General features: G+C 68.8%; 14 protein-coding genes. 7 read left to right on the top strand and 7 right to left on the bottom strand.

The window, feature by feature from the left end; genetic code table 11:
* Positions 1-53 precede the first annotated feature (53 nt).
* Positions 54-1061, top strand: a complete 1008-nt coding sequence (locus ACWF9G_RS13560; RefSeq protein ID WP_452515470.1) for a mechanosensitive ion channel family protein — start codon at positions 54-56, stop codon at positions 1059-1061.
* Here ACWF9G_RS13560 and ACWF9G_RS13555 read toward each other — a convergent pair whose 3' ends face one another.
* Together ACWF9G_RS13555 and ACWF9G_RS13550 are read right to left on the bottom strand one after the other, a co-directional pair.
* Positions 1062-2948: a serine/threonine-protein kinase gene (locus ACWF9G_RS13555; RefSeq protein WP_452515468.1), complete on the bottom strand. Its 1887-nt coding sequence runs from the start codon at positions 2946-2948 to the stop codon at positions 1062-1064. It abuts the gene before it with no gap.
* A 116-nt stretch (positions 2949-3064) separates the two neighbouring features.
* A complete protein-coding gene (locus ACWF9G_RS13550; RefSeq protein ID WP_452515466.1) occupies positions 3065-3532 on the bottom strand; it encodes an SRPBCC family protein in 468 nt (155 codons plus the stop codon).
* 252 nt (positions 3533-3784) lie between these two features.
* Here ACWF9G_RS13550 and ACWF9G_RS13545 point away from each other — a divergent pair, with 252 nt between their 5' ends.
* The 4 genes from ACWF9G_RS13545 to ACWF9G_RS13530 are packed head-to-tail and all read left to right on the top strand — an operon-like array spanning position 3785 to position 8234.
* Positions 3785-4288: a 2Fe-2S iron-sulfur cluster-binding protein gene (locus ACWF9G_RS13545; protein WP_452515465.1), complete on the top strand. Its 504-nt coding sequence runs from the start codon at positions 3785-3787 to the stop codon at positions 4286-4288.
* Positions 4285-5277 carry an FAD binding domain-containing protein gene (locus ACWF9G_RS13540; RefSeq protein ID WP_452515463.1) on the top strand — a complete coding sequence of 331 codons (993 nt, stop codon included), beginning with the start codon at positions 4285-4287 and terminating at the stop codon, positions 5275-5277. The genes ACWF9G_RS13545 and ACWF9G_RS13540 overlap by 4 nt, the downstream gene beginning before the upstream one ends.
* Positions 5274-7361: a xanthine dehydrogenase family protein molybdopterin-binding subunit gene (locus ACWF9G_RS13535; RefSeq protein WP_452515461.1), complete on the top strand. Its 2088-nt coding sequence runs from the start codon at positions 5274-5276 to the stop codon at positions 7359-7361. The genes ACWF9G_RS13540 and ACWF9G_RS13535 overlap by 4 nt, the downstream gene beginning before the upstream one ends.
* A gap of 54 nt (positions 7362-7415) precedes the next feature.
* The gene (locus tag ACWF9G_RS13530) at positions 7416-8234 is read left to right on the top strand and encodes a cyclase family protein (RefSeq protein ID WP_452515459.1); all 819 of its coding nucleotides are present in this window, start codon (positions 7416-7418) and stop codon (positions 8232-8234) included.
* Positions 8235-8300: 66 nt separating this feature from the next.
* Here the strand turns inward: ACWF9G_RS13530 and ACWF9G_RS13525 are convergent, their stop codons facing one another.
* On the bottom strand, positions 8301-9857 hold the full coding sequence (locus tag ACWF9G_RS13525) for an FAD-binding oxidoreductase (protein WP_452515457.1): 1557 nt from the start codon (positions 9855-9857) through the stop codon (positions 8301-8303).
* 284 nt (positions 9858-10141) lie between these two features.
* On the opposite strand from ACWF9G_RS13525, the gene ACWF9G_RS13520 reads away from it, so the two are divergent.
* Entirely contained in the window at positions 10142-11785 is a 1644-nt protein-coding gene (locus ACWF9G_RS13520) for an ABC-F family ATP-binding cassette domain-containing protein (RefSeq protein WP_452515455.1), read from the top strand.
* A gap of 208 nt (positions 11786-11993) precedes the next feature.
* The gene (ilvD, locus tag ACWF9G_RS13515; RefSeq protein ID WP_452515453.1) at positions 11994-13685 is read left to right on the top strand and encodes a dihydroxy-acid dehydratase; all 1692 of its coding nucleotides are present in this window, start codon (positions 11994-11996) and stop codon (positions 13683-13685) included.
* A gap of 26 nt (positions 13686-13711) precedes the next feature.
* Here the strand turns inward: ilvD and ACWF9G_RS13510 are convergent, their stop codons facing one another.
* The 4 genes from ACWF9G_RS13510 to ACWF9G_RS13495 form a co-directional block, all read right to left on the bottom strand.
* The gene (locus ACWF9G_RS13510) at positions 13712-14776 is read right to left on the bottom strand and encodes a hemolysin family protein (RefSeq protein ID WP_379309401.1); all 1065 of its coding nucleotides are present in this window, start codon (positions 14774-14776) and stop codon (positions 13712-13714) included.
* Positions 14769-16124: a hemolysin family protein gene (locus ACWF9G_RS13505; protein WP_452515451.1), complete on the bottom strand. Its 1356-nt coding sequence runs from the start codon at positions 16122-16124 to the stop codon at positions 14769-14771. The genes ACWF9G_RS13510 and ACWF9G_RS13505 overlap by 8 nt, the downstream gene beginning before the upstream one ends.
* A 311-nt stretch (positions 16125-16435) precedes the next feature.
* Complete coding sequence (locus ACWF9G_RS13500; RefSeq protein WP_452515449.1) at positions 16436-17872, bottom strand: GuaB1 family IMP dehydrogenase-related protein; 1437 nt, start codon at positions 17870-17872, stop codon at positions 16436-16438.
* A 42-nt stretch (positions 17873-17914) separates the two neighbouring features.
* Complete coding sequence (locus ACWF9G_RS13495) at positions 17915-18787, bottom strand: DMT family transporter (protein WP_452515448.1); 873 nt, start codon at positions 18785-18787, stop codon at positions 17915-17917.
* Positions 18788-19052 lie beyond the last annotated feature (265 nt).

Here is a 19052-nt window from a genome sequence, read left to right as displayed (position 1 = left end):
GTCCGGGGTGGCGACGAGAGGAGTTCGATCTCGTGGAGGAGATTCTTCGGCCGGTGACAGTCGTGTTCGCGACGATGGCGATCACGGTGTCGGCGGGTCTGCTGTTCGACAGGCTGCTGCGCTACAGCGCGCGGCGTCGGTCCGGTACCCATCTGCCGCTGCTGTTGCGTCGTGTGCAACTGCCGCTTCAGGTGCTGCTCGGTGCGGTGGCACTGCACGCCACCTATCCGCTGGCGGAGCTGGAACTACGCCACGATGCCGTGATACGCAACATCCTTGCCTCGGCGGCGATCTTGGCGGCGGCGTGGTTGGTCGCGCGTGCCGCTGACGCGGTCGCCGAGAACCTTCTGCGCCGTTATGCCGAGCGCACCAGCGAGATTTCGCGGGTGCGGCAGTTGCGCACGCAGCTGGGACTCGTGCGCCGTGTCGTCACCTCTGTGCTGGTGGTGACGACCGCGGCGGCGGCCATCCTGTTGTTGTTCCCGAGTTTGCGCACGCTGGGAACCTCGCTGTTGGCCTCCGCGGGAGTGATCGGCATCATCGCGGGTGTCGCAGCGCAGTCGACGCTGAGCAATCTCGTGGCGGGGTTGCAGATCGCTTTCGGCGATTCGGTGAAAATCGGCGACACCGTGGTGGTGGAGGGCGAATGGGGGACCGTGGAAGAAATCACCCTCGCCTTCTTGACGGTGCGGATCTGGGACGACCGCAGGCTGACCATGCCGGTCTCCTACTTCAACAGCAAGCCGTACGAGAACTGGTCGAGGGGCGGCCCGCAGGTCACCGGCACAGTGTTGCTGCACCTCGACCACAGCACACCGGTGCCGCTGCTGCGAGAGCACTTGCGCGACTTCCTGCGCGGCCGATCGGAGTGGGACGGGCGCAGCGCGAACCTTCTGGTCACCGACTGCACGCCGACCAACATCGTGGTGCGGGCGGCGATGTCGACGTCGAATGCCGACGACGCGTGGGATCTGCGGTGCGCGGTCCGCGAGGAACTCCTGGACTGGCTCGGCCGGCACCACCCGAGCGCCCTGCCGAAGATTCCCGCATCGATCGTCTAGCTAATCGCCGGCGGCGTGCGACTGGGTGGTCGAGGCGATGTTCGATGCGGTCGCTACGCGTTCGAGCGCCGCGAGATCCTCCTTGATGACGCCGAACAGCACATAGGCGAAGACGAAGCAGATGATGCCGCCGACACACAGGATGCGGACCGCCCAGATTATGGAATCGATCGCGGTCCCGGGCAGGAACGTGATACCGGTGACGCCCAGCATCGGTACCGCGGCCGCCACGGTGAGATAGAAGCCGGTGCGCGCACCGAGCCGGCGCAGGTGTTCGACATCGGCGGCGTCGGACCGTCCATGCACCAGGAAGACGGGGTACAGGCACCGCACCACATACCAGGTGATCGCGAAGTTGGGATAGGCCACCGCGATCGCGCCGCACACGACCACCGACAGAATGAAATGGGCGTAGGTGCCACCCGGAACCCCGCCGGCGATCAGATTCAGCAGCAACGGAAAGGTGATGCCGCCGAGAGCCCAGAAGGCAAAAGCTATCCCCGCCACCCGGTTGCCGAGGCGTAGCGCATCGATCCGTGCCCGGGTGAGCGTCTGCTCGGAGAATTTTCGTCCTATGTGCAAGCCGATGAGTACCAGAATGAGGCGGCGCGCGACGTAGAGAATCAAGACCGTGGCGACCGCGATGGCGAGTGGATACAGAATCGCGGCGACATAGTTGAACGAATACTGGGCCTCGGTCGTGAGCGTACTGACGATGAGGGTTTTGTTGTAGTAGTAGTTGTACCCGGCCGCCACGACGTTCGGCACACCGATCGCGATCACCAGGATCGGTATCGGCCACAGTGGCCCGGTCGGCCGGTGGCTGCGCTGCGGCGGGTCGACCAGATCCCGGGCACGAGGGTCAAGGCACAGCTCGAATTGCTGAGCCAGCTCCGCACCATGGGCCCACCGATCCTCCCGTTTCGGCGACATACATGTCAGCAATACTCGGCGCAGCGAAGCCGGGCAGTCGGCGGGGAGGTCGTCCAGGAACTCTTGCGCGATCGGACGGCGACGCAACTCCAGCAGCTGCTCGACCGCCGCCTGCGAATCCTTCGCCTCGATCCGGGGAAAGGGTCGCCGCCCGGTCAGCAGTTCCCACAACATGACACCGAGGGCGTAGATGTCGCTGCGCGTATCCAGGTCGTCGACCGTGCCGGGCAGCGCCGGGTGGCTCGCCTCGAGGTGTTCGGGGGACATGTAGGCCAGGGATCCGCCGAAGTACGCCACCGGATTGCTGCCCGCGAGATGATCGCTGAAGCTGATGTTGAAATCGGCCAGCTTCGGCACACCGTCGGCGGAGAGCAGCACATTGGCCGGCTTGATGTCACGGTGCAGCACACCGCGATTCTCGGCATAGTCCACCGCCTCGGCGAGTCGACGTCCCAGCCAGGCCACCGTCTCCGGCCACGACAGGGCGGCGATCTCGTCACGCACCCGGGCGTCCGAGGTACGGATCTCGCCCTTGTCCGCCAGCGCCTCGTCGACGGCGTCGAGCAGTAGTTGTCCGCCGCGTTGTTCCGGAGCGGTCTCGCGGACCCGTTCCAGCACCGATGCCAGCGTTCCGCCCGGCAGGTACTGCATGTACAGCAGCCTCAGCGCGTGGTCGGGGAGCAGACGCTGGTCGTAGACCCGAACGATGTACTCGTGTTCCAACCGGGCGAGGGTCTGGGGCTCGGTGCCATGATCGGCGGAGATCTTCACCGCCACCAGTCGCTGCATGGAGCGTTGCCGCGCCAGGAACACCCTGGCGAACGCGCCGTGGCCCAGCTCGAGCAGCAAGTCGAAGTCGTCGATCCGGTCCCCGGGTTCGAGCTCCTCGCCGGCGACCGACGCGATCGAGCGCGGATCGACAGCAGCTGTGGCGTCCTCAGCCGGTTCGGTCATCGCACGTCACTCCGAGGCGAACTCCGAAGCATGATCAATGTTATCGCGGCGCACACCGGCACAGTGGTGGCGACCGGGGAGTCCGGTCGCCACCGTCTGTGCGTCGAGATCTGCGGTCAGAATCCCGCGTCGGGGCGCGGGATGTCGCCGCGCCAAGCGCCGGTCTCGAGGCCCTCGCTCTCGATGAAGTGCTTGAAGCGGGTCATGTCACCGTGCACGCGGTGCTTCAGCACGCCGAGCTTGTCGGCGGCGGTTTCGACGAACCCTTCCGGGTCGACCTCCATCTGCGCGGTGATCCGGGTGTGGGTGTCGTCGAGGCGGTGAAAGGTGATGACTCCGGCGTGCTCGGGTCCACTGTCGGATTTCCAGGCGACGCGCTCGTCCGGGTGCTGCTCGGTGATGGTGGCGTCGAACTCGCGCGTCGACGGGCCGACGTGGATGCGCCAGTGCGTGTGCCGGTCGTCGAGCTGGCTGACCTGCTCGACTCCCTCCATGAACTGCGGAAATGTCTCGAACTGGGTCCACTGGTTGTAGGCCGTCCGGATCGGGACATCCACATCGACAGTTGCGGCTACCGTGCTCACTGGTACTCCTTCCCCAGCCCGACGGCGTCGCCGCCACGGGCTGGATTCGGTTTCTCGTACAGTGCGGCCCATACCCGGCGCCGCACAGCGCAAACGAGTGCCTCGGCGGCGCACTGGTTCGCCGACCGCGCATTGGTAGCGTGGCGGACGGGCGTGTGAGCACAAGGATGGACAGAAACTGGTAGCGAGCCGAAAAGCTCAGCTGCGTTGGTCGATGCGGAATCGGTGTCCCCCCGGCGAGAGGCATCTTCGATGCGCGCGCAGATCAGTTTGACCGTCGACGGACAGGACCGGACGGTCACCGTCGACACCCGAGCCACACTGCTGGACGTCCTGCGTGAACAGCTGGGCGTGACGACCCCGAAGAAGGGGTGTGATCACGGGCAGTGCGGGTCGTGCACCGTCCTGCTGGACGGGCGCCGGGCCACCCTCTGCCTGGCATTGGCCGTGGCCAACGAGGGCGCGACGATCGTCACCGCCGACGGGCTCACCGACGGTGACGAGCTGCATCCGGTCCAGCAGGCATTCCTCGCGCACGACGGCTTCCAGTGCGGGTACTGCACGCCGGGCCAGATCTGCTCGGCGGTCGGCATGCTCGACGAGATGAAGGCGGGCGCGCCGAGCCTGGTGACCGCGGACGCGACCGCCGAGATCGCACTGAGCGCCGAGGAAGTCAGCGAGCGGATGAGCGGCAATCTGTGCCGGTGCGGTGCCTATCCGAACATCGTCGCGGCGATCCTGGAGGTTGGGCGATGAGGGAGTTCGTCTACGAGCGCGCCGACGACGCGGCGGGTGCGGTCGCCGCGGTTCTCGCCCAGCCCGATGCCGTATTCCTCGGCGCGGGAACTAATCTCGTCGATCATCTCAAGCTCGGGATCATCGCTCCCGGTCGGCTGGTCGATGTCAGCAGGCTGCCGTTCGACGAGGTGACCGAGCGTCCAGGAGGCGGCGTGCGCATCGGCGCGGCCGTGCGCAATGCCGATCTGGCCGCCCACCCGATCATCCGGGCGCGCTATCCGATGCTGTCGTCGGCACTGCTGGCCGGCGCGTCGGCGCAACTGCGCAACCTGGCCACCACCGGCGGCAACCTGCTGCAACGCACCCGGTGTCCCTACTTCCAGGATCCGACAACGCCGTGCAACAAACGGGAACCGGGCAGTGGTTGCTCGGCGATCGGCGGATTCGATCGGGACCATGCCATCCTCGGCGCGTCCAGCGACTGCATCGCCACCCATCCGTCGGACATGGCGGTGGCGCTGGCCGCGTTGGACGCGGTGGTGCGGGTGCTCGGCGCGAACGGCGAGCGTGAGATTCCCGTCGTCGACCTGCATCGGCTGCCGGGTGCCGAACCCGAGCGCGATACCGTGCTCGAACACGGCGACCTGATCACCGCTGTCGACGTGCCCGCGCTGGACTGGGCCACCAGGTCCACCTACCGCAAGGTGCGCGATCGCGCGTCCTTCGCGTTCGCGCTGGTGTCGGTGGCGGCGGCGCTCGATATCGCCGACGGTGTCGTGCGCGACGCGCGGATCGCGTTCGGCGGGGTCGCGCACAAGCCGTGGCGAGCCCGCGCCGCCGAGGACGCGCTGCGCGGCACCGCCGCCACCGAGCAGAACTTCGCCGCCGCGGCGGACGCCGAGCTCGCCGCCGCGCGACCACAGCGCCAGAACGCGTTCAAGATCCCGTTGGCGCGCAATGTCGTCGTCGCGACGCTGCGCGCACTGACCGAGCAGGAGGCGCGATGAGCTCCTCGATTCATCCACGGGCGATGGGCACTTCGCCCACCCGGATCGACGGCCCGGCGAAGCTGCGCGGTCGCGCGCCCTACGCGATGGAACATCCACAGCGGGACCCGCTGCACGGTTATCCGATCCAGGCGGCCATCATCCGTGGCCGGGTGCGGGAGATCGACACGAGCGCGGCCGAGCGGATCGACGGCGTCGTCGCCGTACTCACCCGGCACAATGCCGCGCGGTTGGCTTGCGACGACGACAACGAACTGTTCATCCTGCAGAACGACGACGTGGCCTTCCGCGGTCAGCTGATCGGCGCGGTCGTCGCGACCAGCCCCGAGGTCGCCCGTGAAGCGGCGGCTCAGGTGCGGGTGACCTACGACGAGAGCCCCGCCGATGTCATCCTGAGCGCGGACCGGGACGACCTCTACGCGCCCGACGACGTCAGCGGAGGCTTCGCCACCGATACCGCCATCGGCGATGTGGACACCGCGCTCGACCTCGCACCGGTGACGATCGACCACACCTATACGACCTCGATAATCCACAACAATGCGATGGAGCCACACGCCACCGTCGCGCAGTGGACCGGCGACGCGTTGGTCCTGTTCGACTCCACCCAGGGCCCGCATGTCGTGCGGTCCACGATCGCGTCGTTGTTCGGGCTGGCGCCCGAGCAGGTCGAGGTCATCGCGCCCTACGTCGGCGGCGGCTTCGGGTCCAAGGGCGTACCGCACGCCCACATCGTGCTCGCGGCGATGGCGGCGAAACTGGCCGACGGCCGACCGGTGAAGCTGCCGTTGACCAGGCAGCAGTTGTTCTCGCTCACCGGCTACCGCACGCCGACCATCCAGCGGGTCCGGCTCGGCGCGCATCGGGACGGCACCCTGACCGCGATCGCCCACGATGTGGTCGAACAGACCTCCACGGTCAAGGAATTCGCCGAGCAGTCGGCCGTCGCCTCCCGGATGATGTATTCGGCGACCAATCGTTCGACCTCCCATCGCCTCGCGGCATTGGATGTGCCCGTCACGTCGTGGATGCGCGCGCCGGGCCACTGTCCTGGCATGTTTGCCGCCGAGACGGCGATCGACGAGCTCGCGGTCGCCCTCGGGATGGACCCGATCGCGGTGCGCATCCACAACGAACCCGAGGTCGACCCGGAGTCGGGGCGGCCGTTCTCCAGTCGCGGGCTGGTCGAGTGCCTCCGTACGGGAGCCGAGCGCTTCGGGTGGGCGGATCGCGATCCGGCACCGAGGGCGCGGCGTGCGGGGCGATGGCTGATCGGGTCCGGGGTTGCGGCGGCGACCTATCCGGCCGATGTGGCCGGAGGCAACAGTGCCCGGGTGCGGTGGACCGGCGATCGATACGAAGTCGCCATCGACGCCGTGGACATCGGTACCGGCACCTGGACGACCCTCGGTCAGATCGCCGCCGACGCTCTCGGTGTCGACCAGCGCCGGATCGATCTGCGCATCGGCGATTCCCGCCTGCCCGCCGGATCAGTCGCGGGTGGCTCGAGCGGCATGGCGTCCTGGGGCTCTGCCGTGGTGGCGGCGGCGAAGGCCTTCCGGGATCGATACGGGCCAGAACCCGCCGACGGTGCCGAGATCACCACGGCAGCTCCCGAAAACCCTGCGCGCGAGGACTATTCGACACACGCGTTCGGCGCACACTTCGTCGAGGTCCGGGTGGACATCGACACCGCCGAGATCCGGGTGCCGCGCGTGGTCAGCGTGTTCGCCGCGGGCCGCATCATCAATCCGCTGACGGCGCGTTCGCAATTCATCGGCGGCATCACCATGGGGGTGTCGATGGCGTTGCTCGAACAGAGCCAATTCGACGAGCGTTTCGGGCAGGTGGTCAACCACGACCTCGCCGGCTACCACCTGCCGACCAACGCCGATGTCGGCGACATCGACGTGAGCTGGATCGACGAACACGATCCCCACGTCAATCCCATGGGCTCCAAGGGAATCGGCGAGATCGGCATCGTCGGCTCGGCCGCGGCGGTGGGCAACGCGGTCTATCACGCCACCGGTGTGCGCATCCGTGACCTGCCGATCCGTCTCGAAGACCTGCTCGGGGTGATGTGACACGGCGGCCCTGATCAGGCGCCGGACCAGGCTTGTTCGACTATCTTGAGTCCGATGTGCACGCCCGAGATCGTTCGTCTCGCCCACGACGGTGCGCCACGGCCCAGCCGGCGAGCCCTGCTCGGCCTCGCGGGTCTGACCGCGCTGGCCGCGGTGGCGCCCGCGCCCGCCGTCGCCGCGCCCCGCTCCGGTGGCGTCGTCGATCTCACGCACACGTTGACTCCCGAGCTGCCGGTCTGGCCGGGAAATCCGCCGATGGTCAAGATCCCGGTGGCCTGGCACGCGTCGGGTGGGTTCGGCCAGTTCGCGCTGGGGTACTGGGAGCACACCGGCACCCATGTCGACGCACCGGCACATCGGATACCCGGCGCCACCACGACGGACGCCCTCGCCGTCGACGATCTCGTCGCGCCGCTCGTCGTCATCGACATCAGTGCCAGGGCCGCCGTCGACGCCGACGCGATGGTGACTGTGGCCGACATCGACAGGTGGCGCTCGCAGCACGGGGAAATCCCGGAGCGCGCCTTCGTCGCGATGTATTCCGGCTGGGAAGGCCGCATCGCCCGACCGTCGACCTTCCTCAATCTCGACGAGCGAGGGCGGCCGCACGCGCCGGGATTCTCCGCCGAAGCCGCGGACTACCTCGTCGCGCACTGCGGAATCGTCGGTGTCGGCGTCGATACGCTCAGCCTGGATTCCGGAGCCGACTCCGAATTCGGTGCGCACACAGCCATTCTCGGCGCCGGTCGCTACGGCGTGGAGATGCTCGCCAACCTCGCCGCGGTACCGGTGGCGGGTGCGACGGTCATCGTCGGCGCGCCGAAACACGCGGGCGGTACCGGCGGGCCGTGCCGGGTGCTCGCCCTCACCTGACCGGTGTCACCGATCGAAGCCGCGGAAAACACCGTCGAGCCGAACCCGAGAGCACCCGAGTGACAGTCACCAGTCCGGTCGGCCGATCGAGAGACTGTGCTGGAAGACATTTTTCGGGTCGGCGGCCTGCTTGATCCGGAGCAGTCGCGGGTAGTTGCCGCCGTAGTAGAAGGCGTGCCACGGCAGGCCGGAGGTGTTCCAGGCGGCGTCGGCCAGATCGGGGTCGGGATAGTTGATGTAGCTGCCGCCGTAGGTGTCGTTCGGTACCGGAACGCCGCCGGTTTCGGCATGGACGTCGCGGTACATCTCGCGGGCCCAGCGCACGTACCGATCGTCGTCGAAGGGGAAACGCCAGGATGCGTGAATCAGCATTGTCATGAACGAATTCCGCGCGGGCATGGCTGTCGCATCGGCGGGGACGGCATTGACCGCGCCGCCGAACGGGAGGAATTCGAGCTGGGATTCGCCGAGGAAGCGGAGGTCGGTGAGGTAGCGGTAGAAGATTCGGAGTTGGTCGGGGGAGTAGGACTTGCGCAGGTACGCGGCTTTTACTTTGACGCGCGTGGTGTTCGGGCTCTTCGCGTAGTACACCTGGTTCACGGTGTCCGGGTAGGAGAGTTCGGTGACCGGGGTGCGGAAGGGCGGGGGAAATACGCCGTCGCTCACCGTGGCGACGAAATCGTCGAAATGGATTCGCGCATCCGGGGTTTCGGCATCGAACAAGATCAGCATCTCGGCCGCGCCGGTGCCGGTCGTCCTGATCATCAGTGGCGCGTAGAGGCCGGCGAATTCATTGCCGGGTGCGCTGTGACGTTCGAAGAAGCCGAGGTAGTTGCCGAGGAAGCGGACGAACGAATCCTCCGTGGTGATGGGCAGGATCAACCGCGCGTTGAGCATGGCGCCCGGGGGTTTCGGCAGCGCGTTCGCCGGGTCGGAGCCGTCGGATTCGGGGGATCGGAGCAGGAACCGGGTCACCACGCCGAAATTGCCGCCCCCACCACCGGTGTGCGCCCACCACAGGTCGTGGTCGGGTCCATTCCTGGTCGCGACAACGACTTTCGCGTCGCCGTCGTCGTCGACCGTGACGACCTCCACCCCGGCCAGATGGTCGGCGACGAGCCCGTATCGCCGCGACAGCGGACCATAGCCGCCACCGCAGAGATGACCGCCCATCCCGACGCCGAGGCAGATCCCACCCGGCACCGTGACGTCCCAGCGGTGCAAGGCGTTGTACACGGTGCCGATATCGGCGCCCGCGTCGACCGAGAAGGCGCGGTGGTGCTCGTCCCAATACACCGCGTCGAGCCGGCCGAGGTCGATGATCGATCGGGTCCGCGCGTTGTCGACGAAGTCGTCGAAGCAGTGCCCGCCCGAGCGCGCCGCGATCCTCGAGTCCTCGGCGACCGCCCTGGCGACCGCGCTACGCACCTCCTCGGTACTGGTGGGCGCGTAGATCTTCGCCGGTCGAGCCTGGAACCGCCGGTTGTAGCCGCGCGCGGCGAGCGCGGCGAACTCGCCCGTACCGAGAACAGGAGCCTGCGCGTGGCCGACCGGAATTCCGAGCGCGGCGAGCGATCCGCCGACCGCGGCCGCGGTGATCAACTGTCGACGTGAGAGCGACATCGGCTTCCTTCCGACCGGCGCCATGCGAGGCGGATCTGCTCGGACACTAGCGGAACCGGCGGTCCACGGCCTGGCGGCGAGAAACACAATCGACGCGTGTCCGCGACCTTGTTATCGTCGACACCGTGCATGTGTACTTCCTCTGAGAGCTTCGGGCCCGCGTCCGCACCGACGGACAGCTGACGGCCCCGCCATCGATGTTTCTTCGCGCCCGCTGTGCGCGTTCATCGACCACGGCACATCCCGTACCCCGGCAGTGGGGTGACGCGTGCCCGGAGGAAGACATGACCAACCGAATTCGGCCTGCCCGTGCGCGGGCACAACTGACCTGCCAGAACATTCGTGTCCAGCGCGGTGAGCGCACCGTGCTGGACGGCGTCGACATGACGGTGTCACCGGGATCACCGTGGGGGATCGTCGGGGAGAACGGACGCGGCAAATCCACGCTGCTGCACGTCCTCGCCGGGCTGCTCTCCCCCGACGACGGCGCGGTGCAGCGCGTCGGCACGCTGGCGCTGGCCACGCAGGAGATGCCCGACCACGACGAACGCACCGTCGGCGCCGTCATCGACGAGCACCTGGCCGCCGCCCGCGTCGCGATGCAGCGCCTCGACGAGGCGACCGAGGCCATGGCCGCGGGCCGTCCCGGGGCCGACCAGGACTACAGCGAGGCGCTCGACCTCGCGCAGCTGCTCGACGCCTGGGACGCCGACCGACGCGTCGACATCGCCCTGGTCGGGCTCGGCGCCGTCACCGACCGCGACCGTCCGCTGTCCACGCTGTCGGTGGGGCAGCGCTACCGGGTGCGGTTGGCGGTGCTGCTCGCCGCCGGGGACGACTTCCTGCTGCTGGACGAGCCGACCAACCATCTCGACCGAGCCGCGCTCGACTTCCTGACCGCCCGGTTACGGGCATTCCCGGGTGGCATTGTCGTGGTGAGCCACGACCGGGCCCTGCTCTCGGATGTGGCGCAGACCTTCCTCGATCTCGATCCCACCCGCGACGGCCGTCCGCGCGTCTACGGCGGTGGCTACGCGGGATACCGCGACGGGCGCCGGGCCGAGCGGGAACGCTGGGCCGAGGAGTACGAGCAGCAGCGCGACGAACGGTCCCGGCTGGCGCAGGATCTGTCGGCGGCCCAGAACCGCCTGGTCACCGGCTGGCGACCGGACAAGGGCACCGGCAAACACCAACGGGCGACGCGGGCGGGCTCGGTGGCGCGCGCTGTGCACCGTCGCCAGGACGAACTGGAACGGCACCGCATCACCGCACCGGTGCCGCCGCAGCGGTTCGCCATGCCCGAACTGCCTGTCCGGGCCGGGGTCACGCTGGTGCGCGCCGAGCAGGTGACGGTCGCGGGACGATTGACCGCACCGGTCGAGCTGTCGCTGGACTCCGGGGACCGGCTGGTGATCAGCGGCGCCAACGGGGCGGGCAAGTCCACCCTGCTGAGTGTGCTGAGCGGATCGCTCACCCCGACCACCGGGCAGCTGCACCGGGCGCGCACAGCGCGAATCCGCTTGCTGGAGCAGGAATCTCGATGGCCGCTGCGTCGCAGGGCCCGCGAGGTCTACGACGCGCACACCGCCGGGCTGGTCACCGCAGGGCTACTCGCCGAGAGTGAGCGGGTCGCGCTGAGCTCGCTGGGCTTGCTGTCCTCGCACGAGGCGAACAAGCCGATCGGCGACCTGTCGATGGGCCAGCAACGCCGCCTCGATCTCGCCTGCGCCCTCGCCGCCCGCCCGCACCTCCTGCTCCTCGACGAGCCGACCAACCACCTGTCCGGCACGCTGGTCGACGAGCTCACGGAGGCCTTGCGGGCCACCACGGCCGCCGTCGTCGTGGCCACCCACGACCGGCAATTGGGGCGTGACCTGCGGGACTGGCATCGGCTGGACCTTCAGGTTCCCGCGGCGCACTGCGGATGACGGCCGTCACGACTCCGTTCGCGCGCCCCAACTGGCCGCGCGTGCGGAGATCGCCGGATCGCTCAGGCGCCGGGGATCGCTGCCGTCGCTGTTCATCACCCAGATCCCTGGAAACCGTCCACAATCTCTCCACATTTGTTCGCCTGGGAGAGGACACGCCCTGCGTGTGGGGCGTCGGTCGGCGTTTCGTGGGTCGTAGGCTTGTCCCATGGCATCCGATACCGACCCGTCGATCGACATCAAGCCGCGCTCCCGTGATGTCACCGACGGACTCGAGAAGACCGCTGCCCGTGGCATGCTGCGCGCTGTCGGCATGGGCGACGAGGACTGGGCCAAACCGCAGATCGGTGTCGCGTCCAGCTGGAACGAAATCACCCCCTGCAATCTCTCGCTCGACCGTCTGGCCGACGCGGTGAAGGAGGGTGTCCACGCGGCGGGTGGTTATCCGCTCGAGTTCGGCACGATCTCGGTGTCCGACGGGATCTCGATGGGCCACGAGGGCATGCATTTCTCGCTGGTCAGCCGCGAGATCATCGCCGACTCCGTCGAGACCGTCATGATGGCCGAGCGCCTCGACGGGTCGGTGCTGCTCGCCGGGTGCGACAAGAGCCTGCCCGGCATGCTGATGGCCGCCGCGCGGCTGGACCTGGCCAGCGTCTTCCTCTACGCGGGCTCGACCCTGCCGGGCAATGTCGACGGCAAGGACGTCACCATCATCGACGCGTTCGAGGCCGTCGGCGCCTGCATCAAGGGCCTGATCACCCGGGACGAGGTCGACCGCATCGAGCGGGCGATCTGTCCCGGCGAAGGCGCCTGCGGCGGGATGTACACGGCCAACACCATGGCCTCGGCCGCCGAGGCACTCGGCATGAGCCTGCCCGGATCGGCCGCCCCGCCCGCTCCCGACCGTCGCCGTGACGACTACGCCCGCAAGTCCGGTGCGGCCGTCGTCGAGTTGCTGCGCCGGGGCATCACCGCGCGCGACATCCTGACCTTGGAGGCGTTCGAAAACGCCATCACGGTCGTCATGGCACTGGGCGGATCCACCAATGCCGTATTGCATCTGCTCGCCATCGCCCGCGAGGCCGGGGTCGACCTCACCCTCGCCGACTTCAACCGGGTCGGTGACAAGGTGCCGCACCTGGGCGACCTCAAGCCGTTCGGCCGCTACGTCATGAACGACGTCGACCGCGTCGGTGGCATCCCCGTCGTGATGAAGGCCCTGCTCGACGCGGGCCTCATGCACGGCGAGGTCATGACCGTCACCGGCAAGACCATGGCCGAGAACCTCGCCCACCTCGAGCTGGGCCTCGACGGCGAGGTCATCCGGCGGCTCGATCGGCCGATCCACAAGTCGGGCGGGCTCACCATCCTGCACGGCTCACTGGCGCCCGAAGGCGCGGTGGTGAAGAGCGCGGGCTTCGACTCCGACGTCTTCCGCGGGACGGCACGGGTGTTCGACGGGGAGCGCGCCGCGATGGACGCGCTCGAGAACGGCACGATCGTGGCCGGTGACGTGGTCGTCATCCGCAACGAGGGACCCAAGGGCGGCCCCGGGATGCGCGAGATGCTCGCCATCACCGGCGCGATCAAGGGTGCGGGTCTCGGCAAGGACGTCCTGCTGCTCACCGACGGCCGATTCTCCGGCGGCACGACCGGTTTGTGCGTCGGCCATGTCGCTCCCGAAGCCGTGGACGGCGGGCCGATCGCCTTCGTCCGAGACGGTGACCCGATCGTCCTCGACGTCGCCAACCGGATCCTCGACGTCGAGATCGACGAGACCGAACTCGCTCGGCGCAAGGTCGGCTGGGAGCCGCTGCCGCCCAAGTACACCTCCGGCGTCCTGGCCAAGTACCGCAAACTCGTCAGCTCGGCCGCGCACGGAGCGGTCACCGGGTAACACCTCGGCGACCGCCCGCGCGACGCCTACTCGATGAGGCGATGGGTTCCGTCGCGCACGGTGCCGACGAACTCCTCGATCAGGTCCTCCATCGCCACCACACCGACGGTGTTGCCGCGGCTGTCCACCACCCTGCCGAGGTGACTGTTGGTGCGGCGCAGCCGGGCGAGCGCCTCGTAGAGGGTGGTGCCCGTGCTCACCGTCGGCAGCGGCCGGATATCGGTGCGGGGGATCTGCGTCTCCGGGCCCGCGGTGTCGTCGGCGACCTTGTCGAGGACATCCTTGACGTGCAGGTAGCCGACCAGCGACCCGTCGGTGGCGCGCACCGGATACCGGGAGAAGCCGGTCTCGCCGACCGCGGCCTCGATGTCGCCGAGCGTGGTTCCGTTGCCGCGCAACGGCACCGAACGCGCCTGCGCCAACGGCACCATCACATCGCCGACGATCCGCTCCGAGGTGCCGAGCGCCTGGGTGAGCCTGCGGTGTTCCTCCTCGTCGAGCAGTCCCTCCGAGCGCGACTCGCCGATCATCTCGGCCAGTTCCACCGTCGACACCGTGGCGTCGAGCTCGTCCTTCGGCTCGACCCGCATCGCCCGCAGCGAGACGTTGGCCAGGAAGTTGTAGAGCGCGATGAGCGGGCGTGCGATCCGCAACCAGACCAGGTGGATCGGCACCAGCAGCAGCGCCGAGCGTTCCGGACCGGCCAGCGCGATGTTCTTCGGCACCATCTCGCCCAGCAGGATGTGCAGGATCACCACCACTGTGAGCGCGAGAGTGAACGCCACCGGATGCAGCAGCTGATCGGGCAGGCCCGCCAGGTCGAACGGCCGCTCGAGCAGATGCGCCACCGCGGGCTCACCGACCCGGCCGAGCAGGATCGAGCAGATGGTGATGCCGAGCTGGGCCGCCGCCAGCATGATCGACAGGTTCTCGCCCGCCTCGATGACGGTCTTCGCGTTCTTCTTGCCCTGGGCGACAAGGGCTTCCAGCCGGTCACGGCGGGCGGAGATCAGCGCGAACTCGGCGGCGACGAAGAACGCGTTGCCCGCCAGCAGCACGAAGGTCAGCACGATGCCGAACAAATCACCCATGATTGTGCTCCCGTGCCGCCAGGTACGCCGCGTCGACGGGGATCAACCGCACCCGGTCGATGCGCCGCCCGTCCATTCGTTCCACCCTGGCGATCCAGCCGCCGCCGGAACCGCGGGATGCGGGCAGCACCACCTCGTCGCCGGTGGCCGGAATCCGGCCGAGCTGGGTCAGCACCAAACCACCCAGTGTCTCGTATTCACCTTCCGGCGCTTCGTATCCGGTCGCCCGCGACACCTCGTCGATGCGCATCAGGCCCGAGCAGTCCCAGCCGTCGGAGACCCGGCGCACATCGCGTTCCTCCTCGTCGTGCTCGTCGCGTACGTCGCCGAGGATCTCCTCGATGAGGTCCTCCATGGTCACCAGGCCCGCGGTGCCGCCGTACTCGTCGACGACGAGCGCCACCTGCATGCCGTCGGCGCGGACCCGCTCCATGACGTCGTCGCCGTCGAGGCTCGCCGGCACGATCGGCACAGCGACGGCCAGCTTGCTCAACGGGATCTGCTTGCGCAGATGCGCGGGATGGGTGAACGCCTGCTTGACGTGCACGACGCCGAGCGCGTTGTCGAGATCGCCGTCGATGACCGGGAACCGGGAGTATCCGGTGCGGGCGGAGGCGGCGATGAGGTCGGCGATGGTGTCGTCGCGATCGAGCGACTCGACCTTCACGCGCGGTGTCATCAGGTCCTCGGCGCTGCGCTCACCGAACTCCAGCGAGCGGTCCATCACCTGCGCGGTGCGTTGATCCATGGCCCCGCGCAGGGCGGAGGTGCGCACCAGCGAACCGAGCTCCTGCGGTGAGCGGGCCGAGCGCAGTTCCTCGGCGGGCTCGATGCCCAGCCTGCGCACGATCCAGTTGGCGGCGCCGTTGAGGAAACGGATCAGCCATTTGAACATGACCGAGAACCCGATCATCGGGCCCGCGGTGAGCCGGGCCGTCGCCATCGGCTTGGCGATGGCGATGTTCTTGGGCACCAGCTCGCCGTAGATCATCGACAGCGAGGTCGCCAGGATCAAGGCGACCACCAGGGCGACACCGTGCGCGGCGCTCGGGCTCAGCCCGGCCGCCTCCAGCAGCGGGTCGAGCAGCCGGGCCAGCACGGGTTCGGCGATGAAGCCGGTGACGAGCGTGGTGATGGTGATGCCCAGCTGGGCGCCCGAGAGCTGGAACGACAGGGTGTGATGGGCCTGCTTGACCAGCCGGGACCGGACGTCACCGGCGCGGGCCGCCGCTTCGACGGTGCTGCGTTCCAGCGCGGTGAGGGAGAATTCGGCGGCGACGAACAGTGCGGTGCCGAGCGTGAGAGCCACGAAACCGATCAGGCTGAGCACGGTCAGAACGATGGACATCCTCAGCACCACCCGGGCGGTGCGGCGGGGAAATCGAGAGATCGAACGGACGCTGCGAAAAGGAGGACGCCGGGTTGGTCACCCGGCTCCGTAGAGGAACCCTCCTGTGTGGCGCCCTTGGACGCGGGTGACAACTGGATCCTTTCGCGGTGGGAAAAAGCGCTGCCGAGATCGGCAACTCCATAGTAATCGTTCCCCACCGATGATGTGTCAGCGGCGCGGTCAGCTCACCCGCGGGCGCTCTGGTGCGCGTCGAGCACGACTGTGGCCGAGCGGAACACGAGTTCCGATCGGCCACGGTCAGGCAGCGATCACCAGCCGCTGGGCAGCGGGCGGCCCTCGGCGAAACCGGCCGCGGACTGCACACCCAGGATCGCGCGCTCGTGGAATTCGGGCAGCGTGCGGGCTCCGGCGTAGGTGCAGGAGCTGCGCACGCCCGAGCAGATGTGGTCGATGAGATCCTCGACGCCGGGACGCTCGGGGTCCAGACGCATGCGCGAGCTGGAGATGCCCTCCTCGAACAGTGCCTTGCGGGCCCGGTCGAAGCCGCTGTCGGCGGCGGTACGCGCGGCGACGGCACGCTTGGAAGCCATGCCGAAACTTTCCTTGTAGGCGTTGCCGTCCCGGTCGACGCGCAGATCGCCCGGGGATTCGTAGGTGCCTGCGAACCACGAGCCGATCATCACGTTCGACGCGCCCGCCGCCAGTGCCAGCGCGACATCGCGCGGATGCCGCACGCCGCCGTCGGCCCAGACGTGCACGCCGAGTTCCTTGGCCGCCGTGGCACATTCGGCCACCGCGGAGAACTGCGGGCGGCCGACGCCGGTCATCATGCGGGTGGTGCACATGGCGCCGGGGCCGACCCCGACCTTGATGATCGTCGCGCCCGCCTCGGCCAGATCGCGGGTGCCTTCGGCCGAGACCACATTGCCCGCGACCAGCGGCAGTCCGAGCCCGAGATCGGCGACGGTACGCAAGGATTCGAGCATCTTGGCCTGGTGGCCGTGCGCCGTGTCGAGGACGAGCACGTCGGCGCCCGCCTCGGCCAGCGCCTTGGCCTTGGCTGCCACGTCACCGTTGATGCCGACGGCGGCAGCGACGCGCAGCTGCCCCTTGTCGTCGACCGCGGGGGTGTAGATGCCTGCGCGGATCGCGCCGGTGCGGGTTATCACGCCCGCGAGGGTTCCGTCGGTGTGTGTGAGCACGGCGAGCTTGGCGTGGTCCTCGGCGAGCCGGTCGAAGATCTCGCGCGGGGACAGATCTACCGGGGCCTGGACGAAATCGGTGAGCGCCACCTCACGCAGGCGCGCGAACCGGTCGACATCGGCGCAGGCGGCCTCGGTGACCACACCGACCGGCTTGCCGTCCTCGACGACGACCACAGCGCCGTGCGCGCGCTTGTGCATCAGCGCCATCGCGTCGGACACCGACCGATCGGGATCGAGGGTGACGGGGGTGTCGGCGGTGAGCGAGCGGCTCTTCACGAACGCGATGGTGTCGGCGGCCGCCGGGATCGGCAGATCCTGGGGCAGGACAACGATGCCGCCGCGCCGGGCGACGGTCTCGGCCATCCGCTTGCCCGCGACGGCGGTCATGTTCGCGACCACGAGGGGGATGGTGGTGCCGGATCCGTCGACGCTGGCCAGGTCCACATCGAACCGGGACGCGACATCCGTCCGGTTCGGGACGAGGAAGATGTCGTCGTAGGTCAGGTCATACGGCGGCTGGGGTCCCGGAAGAAAGCGCACTTGGCCGATGATAGCCCTGTGAGGGTCGGCGTGTGCGAGACCTCAGTGCCCGGGTTCGCCCGTCTCGGACAGCGGCGCCGCCTGGGTCCGGCACAGCGCGACCGTGGCCACACACATCACCACGACACTGGCGGCGACGACGATCAGACCGGCGCCGTCGGTGCGCAGCTGCTCGTCGAGGGCGGTGAGACCGAGGAACGCGGCGGCCAGCGGTTCGGCGACCGCCGCGGCGGGCAGCGACGCGGCCAGCGGTCCGGCGTGGTAGGCCCGCTGTTGCAGGTAGAAGCCGAGGAGGCCGGCCGCGACCAGCGCCCAGGTCTGCCAGCCGGTGAGCAGGGCGCCCGGTCCGTCGCCGAACAGGGTGACCACGCGGTCGGTGAGCGCGGCGGCCAGGCCGAACAGCGCGCCACCGGCGAGACCGAGGGCCAGCGCCCGCTCCGACCGGTTGGGGACGAGGAACCCGGCCAGGGTCGCGAGGGCGACGATGCTCAGCAGAATCGCCAAGGGCACCAGCCACTCTCGTAGCGGCGCGGTCTCCTCGCCCGCGGTCGGGTTGCCGACGATCAGGAACACGACAAGGGCTGCGACGAGGACCAGTGCGGTCGCCGCGGCCCGCCCGGTGATCCGCTGATGGTTCAACCGCGCCGCCAGTGGCAGCGCGAAGACCAGCGAGCTCACCAGAATCGGTTGCACGACGAGTACCGCGCCGAGGCTGAGGGCGAGCACCTGCATGCCGTACCCGCCGGCGTCACCGACGATCGCGGCCCACCACCGCTTGCTCCGGAGCAGAGACCGCATCAGCGCCGATCCCTCCGGGACGGCCGCGGCCGCGTGTTGCTGCGCTACCGAGGCCACCGCGAACAGGAGCGCGGCGACGAGGGCGCACACGATCGCGGCGATCTCACGGTTCGTCACGAGGTCAGTGTGGCGGATCCGTGGACGGCCGGGTCGGTCTGCCGTCGGTGAGTCGCTGTCGACGTCCGCTCGGGAGCGCTCGACTGCGCCGCAATGCCCTGATCGATCGGGCTGAGCGACCCGGGCTGGACGTGGCGGCGGTGCCGCGCACGATCCCGATCAGCCGTCCAGGAAAGCGCGGCGTGGGGGGGGGCCGAGAGGTGGGGGCGGCCGCGGCGGGGCGTTTTGGGGGCGCGGGGGGGGGGGGGGCGGGGCGCGCGCGCCC

The sequence above is a fragment of the Nocardia sp. NPDC055029 genome (assembly GCF_053608525.1).
This window is presented reverse-complemented; position numbering and strand designations above follow the sequence as displayed.

Excerpts from the sequence above, each read along its gene's own strand:
- ACWF9G_RS13555 (WP_452515468.1), bottom strand. The coding sequence starts at position 2,948 with ATGACCGAACCGGCTGAGGACGCCACAGCTGCTGTCGATCCGCGCTCG.
- ACWF9G_RS13545 (WP_452515465.1), top strand. The coding sequence starts at position 3,785 with ATGCGCGCGCAGATCAGTTTGACCGTCGACGGACAGGACCGGACGGTC.
- ACWF9G_RS13540 (WP_452515463.1), top strand. The coding sequence starts at position 4,285 with ATGAGGGAGTTCGTCTACGAGCGCGCCGACGACGCGGCGGGTGCGGTC.
- ACWF9G_RS13535 (WP_452515461.1), top strand. The coding sequence starts at position 5,274 with ATGAGCTCCTCGATTCATCCACGGGCGATGGGCACTTCGCCCACCCGG.
- ACWF9G_RS13530 (WP_452515459.1), top strand. The coding sequence starts at position 7,416 with ATGTGCACGCCCGAGATCGTTCGTCTCGCCCACGACGGTGCGCCACGG.
- ACWF9G_RS13525 (WP_452515457.1), bottom strand. The coding sequence starts at position 9,857 with ATGTCGCTCTCACGTCGACAGTTGATCACCGCGGCCGCGGTCGGCGGA.
- ACWF9G_RS13520 (WP_452515455.1), top strand. The coding sequence starts at position 10,142 with ATGACCAACCGAATTCGGCCTGCCCGTGCGCGGGCACAACTGACCTGC.
- ilvD (WP_452515453.1), top strand. The coding sequence starts at position 11,994 with ATGGCATCCGATACCGACCCGTCGATCGACATCAAGCCGCGCTCCCGT.
- ACWF9G_RS13510 (WP_379309401.1), bottom strand. The coding sequence starts at position 14,776 with ATGGGTGATTTGTTCGGCATCGTGCTGACCTTCGTGCTGCTGGCGGGC.
- ACWF9G_RS13505 (WP_452515451.1), bottom strand. The coding sequence starts at position 16,124 with ATGTCCATCGTTCTGACCGTGCTCAGCCTGATCGGTTTCGTGGCTCTC.